8 protein-coding genes (1 of these 8 cut by a window edge) are annotated in these 8596 nt (G+C 46.8%); 6 read left to right on the top strand and 2 right to left on the bottom strand.

Going from position 1 to position 8596, the window contains the following annotated elements; genetic code table 11:
* Positions 1-748, bottom strand: partial view of a zinc ABC transporter substrate-binding protein gene (locus PEB0122_RS04025; RefSeq protein WP_075915527.1) — the 5' portion only. It extends 167 nt beyond the left edge of the window; only the first 748 of its 915 coding nucleotides appear in the window; the start codon lies at positions 746-748; its stop codon lies off the left edge, out of view.
* A gap of 257 nt (positions 749-1005) precedes the next feature.
* On the opposite strand from PEB0122_RS04025, the gene PEB0122_RS04020 reads away from it, so the two are divergent.
* From PEB0122_RS04020 to PEB0122_RS03995, 6 genes are all read left to right on the top strand, one after another.
* Positions 1006-1794, top strand: a complete 789-nt coding sequence (locus tag PEB0122_RS04020) for an ATP-binding cassette domain-containing protein (protein ID WP_075915526.1) — start codon at positions 1006-1008, stop codon at positions 1792-1794.
* Positions 1787-2596: a metal ABC transporter permease gene (locus PEB0122_RS04015; protein WP_075869165.1), complete on the top strand. Its 810-nt coding sequence runs from the start codon at positions 1787-1789 to the stop codon at positions 2594-2596. The genes PEB0122_RS04020 and PEB0122_RS04015 overlap by 8 nt, the downstream gene beginning before the upstream one ends.
* The gene (locus PEB0122_RS04010; RefSeq protein WP_075915525.1) at positions 2586-2984 is read left to right on the top strand and encodes a Fur family transcriptional regulator; all 399 of its coding nucleotides are present in this window, start codon (positions 2586-2588) and stop codon (positions 2982-2984) included. Before PEB0122_RS04015 ends, PEB0122_RS04010 begins: the two co-directional genes overlap by 11 nt.
* Positions 2985-3072: 88 nt before the next feature.
* Positions 3073-4179, top strand: a complete 1107-nt coding sequence (locus PEB0122_RS04005; RefSeq protein WP_075915524.1) for an HlyD family secretion protein — start codon at positions 3073-3075, stop codon at positions 4177-4179.
* 7 nt (positions 4180-4186) lie between these two features.
* The gene (locus PEB0122_RS04000) at positions 4187-5752 is read left to right on the top strand and encodes a DHA2 family efflux MFS transporter permease subunit (protein WP_075915523.1); all 1566 of its coding nucleotides are present in this window, start codon (positions 4187-4189) and stop codon (positions 5750-5752) included.
* Positions 5753-5827: 75 nt separating this feature from the next.
* Positions 5828-6991, top strand: coding sequence for an iron-containing alcohol dehydrogenase (locus tag PEB0122_RS03995; RefSeq protein WP_083650181.1), 1164 nt, complete (start codon positions 5828-5830; stop codon positions 6989-6991).
* Positions 6992-7435: 444 nt separating this feature from the next.
* Here the strand turns inward: PEB0122_RS03995 and PEB0122_RS03990 are convergent, their stop codons facing one another.
* A complete protein-coding gene (locus PEB0122_RS03990) occupies positions 7436-8569 on the bottom strand; it encodes a type III PLP-dependent enzyme (protein WP_075915522.1) in 1134 nt (377 codons plus the stop codon).
* Positions 8570-8596 lie beyond the last annotated feature (27 nt).

Below are 8596 nucleotides of genomic sequence, written 5' to 3'. Positions count from 1 at the left end.
GCTCGGCAAAAACACAAACGACATTTTCCTCGCCGATGGTGTTTTTGATTGCACTCAGCCGTTGAGCACCTGGCTGACGTTCAGGGTCAAGTGCCACCGAACCGACTGCATGAAGGCCGAATCGATGTTCGAAATATTGGTAGGCATCATGAAAAACGATAAAATTTTTGTCACGGAATGGTGAAATAGTTTCTTTTATATTCTGCTCGGTGTCGGCAAGCACTTTATCATAGGCTTTCGCATTATTATGATAGATATCCGCATGATCGGGGTCTTTTTTAGCAAGAACATCGGCTACATAAATGACAACTTTCCGGGCATTCTCGGGGTCAAGCCAAAAATGGAAATCCATTGCGTGGCCATCTTTACCACTATGACTATGGTTTTCAGCTTCGCTTTCGAATAAACCGCCTTCTCTGATCGGGAGAAGCTCGACACCGGGTGCAGCCGAAAGCGCAATCATCCGGTCTTTGACACCGAGATTTTCTATCGGTTTTGCAAGGAAAAGCTCCATATCAGGATTTGCTATAAAAATAATGTCGGCTTCAGACAACATTTTCGCATCTGATGGCTTTAACGCATAGCCATGTTCCGAGCCGGCCTGTTTAACAATCAACGCCGGTGTACCCAATTTTCCCATAACTGCGGCGACCAATGAATGAAGTGGTTTGATGGAAACCACTACCTGAGGGACCGAAGACGCTTGCGCTTTGATGACGGAGACGAAAATCAGCACGCATGCAGCCATTATATAATAAAGAGACCGAAACAATTTTACCCTTTAAATGTTACTTTATTACATTACAGTTTTGTATTAAGCCAGTTATTGAAGAAGTGCAAGGCGTTTGCCGTCAAACTTTGGTGTAGTGAAGGAGGAATCTTAGTTGAGCTTAGGCTGATTTTCATGACTGAAGATTGGGTAATGACAAGTCAAAACTTTGATTGGCAGAATCTGATTGGCAGAAACTATGATCGATTGCATGAAACGATTTGAGGATTGGAAAAATGGATAAAGAATGGCTGTTGTCGCTTACAAAAGCAGGCATCGAACGCAATGGTCGCTGGCTTGTCCATGACATTGATCTCGATATCTATCGTGGTGAAATCGTTACACTGATTGGTCCGAACGGTTCGGGAAAATCAACCACAGCAAAAATGGCATTGGGAATTTTGAAGCCATCAGCGGGGACTGTGACCAGAAAAGCAGGCTTGCGCATTGGTTATGTGCCGCAAAGATTGGTGATTGACCCATCCTTACCTTTGACGGTTCGCCGTTTCATGACATTGACAGCCAAACTTGATGCCAAAAAACTGACATCGGTTTTGAGCGAGACAGGCGTTGCCGATTTGGAAAATGCCAATGTCGCCGATCTTTCGGGCGGAGAATTGCAGCGGGTGCTCCTTGCCCGTTCAATTGCAAGAAAGCCTGATCTTCTCGTTCTAGACGAACCTCTACAAGGAGTCGATTATAATGGAGAAACCGAACTTTACGGATTGATTGCCAGTCTGCGCAAAAAACTTGATTGCGGTATTCTTCTCATCTCCCATGATCTTCATATTGTTATGGCAGCTACCGATCGCGTGATTTGTTTAAACGGCCATATTTGCTGCAGCGGAGCACCAACCGAGGTTGCACAAAGCGAAGCTTACGGGCGCCTTGTCGGCGCGATACCGGAAAACGGTCTGGCACTTTATGAGCATCATCATAACCACCGGCATAACATTCACGGTGCTGTCATCAACACTCCGGCCGGAAAAACAACCAAAAATATCGGAGCCAACGACAATGCTTGACGATTATCTTGTAAGAGCGTTTTTAGCGGGAATTGGCGTGGCATTGATGGCGGGGCCACTCGGCTGTTTTATTGTTTGGCAAAAACTTGCCTATTTTGGCGATACCATGGCCCATTCGGCTTTGCTCGGTGTCGCTTTTGCCTTACTTTTCAACATTGATACGGTACTTGGTGTTTTCCTTGTTGCAGTCATTGTTTCGATTGCACTCTTTATTCTGCAGGCGAAAGAAAAACTGTCGGGCGATTCACTTCTCGGCATCCTTGCCCATGCAACACTGGCAATCGGGCTTATCCTGATTGGCTTCATGACCTGGACAAATATTGATATCAATAGCTACCTGTTCGGCGATATTCTGGCTGTCTCCCGCACAGATGTGTTGACGGTGTGGATCGGATGCGCCGTCATTCTTGTTGTGCTTTTTCTCTTGTGGCGTCCGCTTCTCGCACTGACGATCAATATCGACATGGCGAAGGCAGAAAATATGAAGCCGGAACGCGCCCGTTTCATTTTTATGTTGCTTATGGCCATTGTTATTGCGGTTGCCATAAATATCATCGGTATACTTCTGATTACGGCACTTCTCATTATTCCTGCAGCCACTGCCCGGCGTTTTTCATCAACCCCTGAACAAATGGCCATTCTTGCTGCATTGATCGGTATTATCGGAACGGTTCTCGGGCTTTACGCCTCGATCCGGTTTGACAGCCGTTCGGGCCCCAGCGTTGTTGTTGCACTGTTTATCCTGTTTATTGCAAGCCGACTGATAAGTGGAGTAATCAAGGAATTTTCCCATGACAGATAAGCTCACCCGTAACCAGATGTTGGTGCTTTCAGTCCTCGAAAAAGAACAGGCGCCATTGAGCGCCTATACAATACTTGACAGGTTGCATGGAGAAGGCTTTCGCGCGCCATTGCAAGTGTATCGTGCACTTCAAAAACTTGTTTCCGCAAAACTGGTTCACAAGCTCGAAAGCGTCAATGCTTTTATGGCGTGTTCACATCCCGACCAGCATAATCATGGGCTTACGGTCTTTATCATTTGTGAAAACTGTAATCGGGTTGCGGAAATCGAAAATCCGCTTATTGCAGAAAATATTCTTCAAATGACACGAAAAGAAGGCTTTTTACCGCGCACAACGACGATCGAAATTCGCGGAATATGCACCAGATGCAACCCGAAGCGGGTCTGAAGCGTTGTCGGTGTGTCCATTTTATTGACGGTTGAACCCGTTTTGGTTAAACACCGCACTCTTTCATCAGACGTGGAAGCCTTGTCCCATGACAGATTTTTCTAACAGCACAAACAAGACAATTCAGGCCAAACAACGCCCGCACAAAAAAATTGCGATAGCGATTGCAATTATTGCTGCCATTGCAGTTTTGTGGCTGGGGTTTAGGTGGCTGACCGAATGGCGTTTTCTGGTCACAACAGATGATGCCTATGTGCAAGGCGATATTGCCTCGATTGCCCCCAAGGTCAACGGCTATATCAATGACATTCCGGTTGAAACCAACCATTATGTCAAAAAAGGCGATGTGCTGTTTCGTCTTGATGATGGCGATTATAAAATTGCCTATGACGAAGCAGAAGCAAAACTTCAAACGCAAAGCCGTACGCTTGCGCGGATTGAGGCGCAGATTGCCGCTTCCAAAACGTCGCTTGACGAAGCCAATGCACAAAAGGACGCGGCCAATGCAGTCGCCGTTAATGCCGACATTACGTTAAAACGTGCAAAAGAACTGAATGTCGGAAGTTTCGTTGCAAAATCGGCTGTCGATAACGCCCAATCGGCTTACGACCAAGCTGTCGCCAATGTCACCCGTGCCAATGCACAAATTGCGGCAGCAGCTGCCAATATCACGGTTCTTGAAGCACAACATGACGAGGCAGTCAGCGAAACCAAAAGTCTTGAACTTGCGCGCGACAAGGCCCGTCGCGACCTTGATTTTACCGTTTTGCGCGCGCCTTTTGACGGTGTTTTGGGAAATCTTGCCGGTAAAAAAGGTGATTATGTCGTCAACGGACAGCGCTTGGCTGCACTGGTTCCTGTTAATGCGCTTTACATTGACGCCAACTATAAAGAAACCCAGCTTCCTTCGATCTATGGTGGCGAAAAGGTGCGCATCTCTGTCGACGGGCTTGATGGCGAAAGCTTTGAAGGCACAGTCGTTTCATTGTCGCCTGCATCAGGTGCTGTTTTTTCACTTTTACCACCTCAAAATGCTACCGGAAATTTTACCAAAATTGTCCAGCGTGTCCCGGTCAGAATTTCGATACCTGAAAATATTCTGGCAACAGGGCGCATTCGTGCCGGCATGAGCGTGGTTGTCAGCGTCGACATGCGCACAAAACCGGAAGGTGCAAAATCATTGGCAACGAAGTGAGGTATTGATGACCGCTGCCAGTCTCCCCCACATGGAAGAGCATATCGAACCGAAAAAAATCGTGGCCTTCGTGGCCATGGTTTTCGGCATGTTCATGGCTATTCTCGACATCCAGATTGTCTCTGCCTCCTTGTCGGAAATACAGGCAGGACTTTCGGCAAGCTCGGATGAAATAGCCTGGGTGCAGACATCCTATCTCATTGCCGAGGTTATTATGATCCCGTTATCGGGATTTTTGGGGCGGTTGTTATCAACGCGTGTGCTTTTTACAATTTCGGCTGCCGGCTTTACTATTGCATCCGCCCTTTGTGCAACAGCCGGCTCGATTGAACAGATGATTGCCTACCGTGCCCTTCAGGGCTTTATCGGCGGTGGCATGATTCCAAGCGTGTTCGCTGCTGCCTTCACCATTTTTCCGCCTTCAAAACAGCCGATTGTTTCTCCCATTATCGGGTTGGTGGCAACACTTGCCCCCACGATTGGACCGACAGTCGGCGGTTATCTGAGCCATGCTTTTTCGTGGCATTGGCTGTTTCTTGTCAATGTGCCGTTCGGCATTCTCGTAACCATTGCTTCATGGAAGCTCATTGATTTTGATAAAGGTGATAGTTCGCTTTTCCAATCCTTCGACTGGTTCGGTTTGATCACCATGGCAACCTTTCTCGGCTCCCTTGAATATGTGCTTGAAGAAGGTCCGCGCAATGACTGGATGGAAGACGAAATGATCTTCCGTTTTACCATTGTCATGGGCATTTCTGCCGTTCTGTTTTTCTGGCGTGTGCTGACAGCGAAAAACCCGATTGTTGACCTCAAGGCCTTTGTAAACCTGAATTTCGCACTCGGGTCGATCTTTTCTTTCGTTATGGGCATCGGACTTTACGGGCTTACCTATCTTTATCCGCTCTATCTTGGGGAAATTCGCGGCTATGATGCCTTGATGATCGGGGAAACAATGTTTGTTTCCGGGTTGATGATGTTTTTTTCCGCTCCCCTCGCCGGTTTTCTTTCGACCAAGCTTGACCCGCGTTTAATGATGGGGCTTGGTTTTGCGGGTTTTGGCTGGGGAACTTGGCTTGTCACCGGAATGACATCAGACTGGGATTTCTGGGAACTGTTCTGGCCGCAAATTTTACGTGGCGGCTCGCTCATCCTGTGTATGGTGCCGATCAACAACATTGCACTTGGCACACTTTCAGCCGAAAAGCTTAAAAATGCATCCGGTCTTTTCAACCTCACCCGTAATCTCGGTGGTGCTGTGGGGCTTGCAATCATTAACACCATTATCATGCGGCGTACCGATTTTCATTATGAACGACTGTCCGAAAGCGTGCAATGGGGAAACCGGCAGGCAATCGACATGTTGAATGCTTTGGCAAGCAAACTTGATATGGCAGGCTTGAACCCCAAAGATTCGGCTTTGATGCAGCTCTATAATATTGTCCGCCAGCAAGCGACAGTCATGGCCTTTATCGACGCTTTCTTTATTCTTACCCTCTTGTTCGCAATTCTGACACTTCTGGTCTTTGCTGTAAAAAAACCGAAAACATTAAGCGGTGGAGTTGGCGGGCATTAATGTGCGAAAGGCTAAAAAAGGCAAAAACCGATTAAGAGTTTTGCTTTTTTTACGCTTCTCGCGTAAGTATAGCTTATGACAATTGCAAGCGAATGGACATTTCCGACTGATATTCTGTTGCGGCCCAAAAGCCTTGCAGCACTTGGCTCTGTGTTCGAAAAAAACGGTGTCAAAGCCGTTATGGTTTTGACCGATCGCGGTCTTAGCCAATCACCGGCATTGAAAAAACTGCTCAAACGCATCGACAAATTGAAATTGCCGTTCGGCGTTTTTTCTTCGCTCGATGGAACCGCTTCCAGAGAAACATTGGAATTGACTGTTCGACTTTATTTGAGCGGCGGTTTCAATGCTATTCTTGCCTTTGGCGGTGGTGCAGCAATAGATCTTGCCAAATTAACCCGCCTGTTTTGTGCAAAAGGAGCGAATGTCAAAACACTTGAAGTCCCCTCGCTTTACACGCCTCTCCCCTCGCTTGTTGCAATGCCGACACTTGCCGGAAGCGGCGCAGAAATCAGTGATAACGCCTACATTATCGACAATAGCAACAATACCGGTTTTACAATACATGACAAACGCATGATGCCGCCATGCGTTGTAGCCGATCCGGTTTTAACAGGGTCTGCACCTGCTATTTTTATAGCCGGCGCGGGTATGCATGCACTTACCAATGCGATTGATAGCTGGTGCTATCCGACGTTCAATCCCGTTTCGGATGCTTTGGCACTCGAAACAGTCCGCCTCGTTTTTGCCTATTTACCAAAAGCAGTCAGTGACCGTTCAAATAATGAAGCACAAATGGCAATGGCATCCGCCTCGCTCACCGGTGCACTTGCGGCAAAGAAAGGCTTAGGCATGACCAGTGCCCTCGCCCGATCGATAAGCAATCGTTACCAAACCCATTTTGGCATGACTGCAGGTGTTCTTTTGCCTTATGTCGTGGCTTATAACCAGTCGGCAGTGGGAAACAGAATTGCAACGCTTGCCGAGCGCCTTAATATAAAAGGTGGTTTCAACGGCTTTATCCGCCATCTGTTGAATTTGCGAAAATCGGCCAATGTCCCAACAAAATTGGCAGGCTTGACAAAAGATCAGAAAATCAAAGCAAAAGACAAGGCCTTGATTGAAAATGTCGCCGTTGAAGACCAAGGGCCGGATGAACCAACTGTCCGGCTTTCCAAAAAAACAGCGCTTGCCATTTTGAATGCGGCAATTGCCGGAAAAATGAACCGCAAAAAATAGATAATGCGTTTTCGCAATCAGAGCCTGAATAAGAAAATTCCTTTTGATTTTTTCACTTATTCACACGTGCGGACAAGAAAGTTCATCATTTAAAAAATAGCACAACATGTTGCACTTGACTGCGACTACCTGCCCCCCTTTCCAAACTATCATCCTCTCACACGACTATTATCGCTTTTCGGCCAGTCAATCTGAGACCCTGCTCCGGAAATGTCTTCACGAAAAAAAACCGGATAGACAAAAAAATAGAAGGTCATTTTTCGATTTAAAAAAAGATTGGAAAAATTTGTGATCATTCGCTTGATGATCATTATCAAGATCTTTTCTCTAAAATGACCTCCTTCTTTCAAATATCTCACATGAGCAGGATTAAAGCCGAGTGATAAAAAAACGCCCGCAGAAAACTACGGGCGTAAATTGCTGCTTATATCGGGTTTTGACCTATCAGATGACATAAGACCGGATCGGCTCGAAACCGTTAAAAGCTACAGAAGCATAGGTCGTTGTATAAGCACCGGTTCCTTCAATCAGGATTTCATCACCAACAGTGAGTGAAATCGGCAAAGGATAAGGTGTTTTTTCATACATCACATCGGCTGAATCGCAGGTTGGTCCGGCAAGAACGCATGGTACTTTTTCATCATCGTCCTTGGCTGTTTCAATCGGATAGCGGATAGCTTCATCCATTGTTTCGGCAAGACCGTTGAATTTGCCGACATCAAGATAAACCCAGCGCAACTTGTCATTTTCCGATTTTTTGGAAACCAGAACAACTTCAGAGCGGATAACACCGGCATTTCCGACCATACCGCGTCCCGGCTCAATGATTGTTTCGGGAATGCGATTGCCAAAATGTTTTGAAAGGCTATCAAAAATCGCCATGCCATAAGCTTGTGCCGATGGCACATCTTTCAAATAACGTGTCGGGAAACCACCGCCCATATTGACGAGTTTCAATATGATACCTTCCTTGGCCAGTGTTTTGAAAACTTTGGAAGCATCTGCCAACGCACGATCCCACGCATTCAGATTTGTCTGCTGTGAGCCGACATGGAAAGAAACGCCACAAGCATTCAAACCCAATTCGTGGGCACGGCGCAAAACCGAAACAGCCATTTCCGGCACACAACCGAATTTGCGTGAAAGCGGCCATTCGGCACCTTCACCATCTGTCAAAACGCGACAGAAAACACGCGCACCGGGGGCAGCACGGGCAACTTTTTCAACTTCTTCGACACAATCGACTGCATAAAGTGAAACACCCAATTCATAAGCACGGGCAATATCGCGCTCTTTTTTGATGGTGTTGCCGAAAGAAATACGATCAGGAGTTGCACCGGCATCAAGAACCATTTCAATCTCGGCGACAGTGGCCGTATCGAAAGATGAACCAAGCGACACCAACAAACGTAGTATTTCCGGTGCCGGATTGGCTTTTACTGCATAAAAAATGCGTGATTGGGGAAGTGCTTTGACAAAGCCTTCATAGTTTTCACGCACAACATCAAGATCCAGAATCATGCACGGGCCTTCAGGGCGTCGTGTTGCGAGGAAATCACGAATACGTTGAGTTGCCATTTCGGTTCTCCTTAGGAAACCCTTCGG

This window comes from Ditibartonella apis (genome assembly GCF_001952075.1).
Classification (GTDB): Bacteria; Pseudomonadota; Alphaproteobacteria; order Rhizobiales; family Rhizobiaceae; genus Bartonella; species Bartonella apis.
Note: the sequence above shows the minus strand (reverse complement) of the source record. Positions and strands in the feature narration are given on the sequence as shown.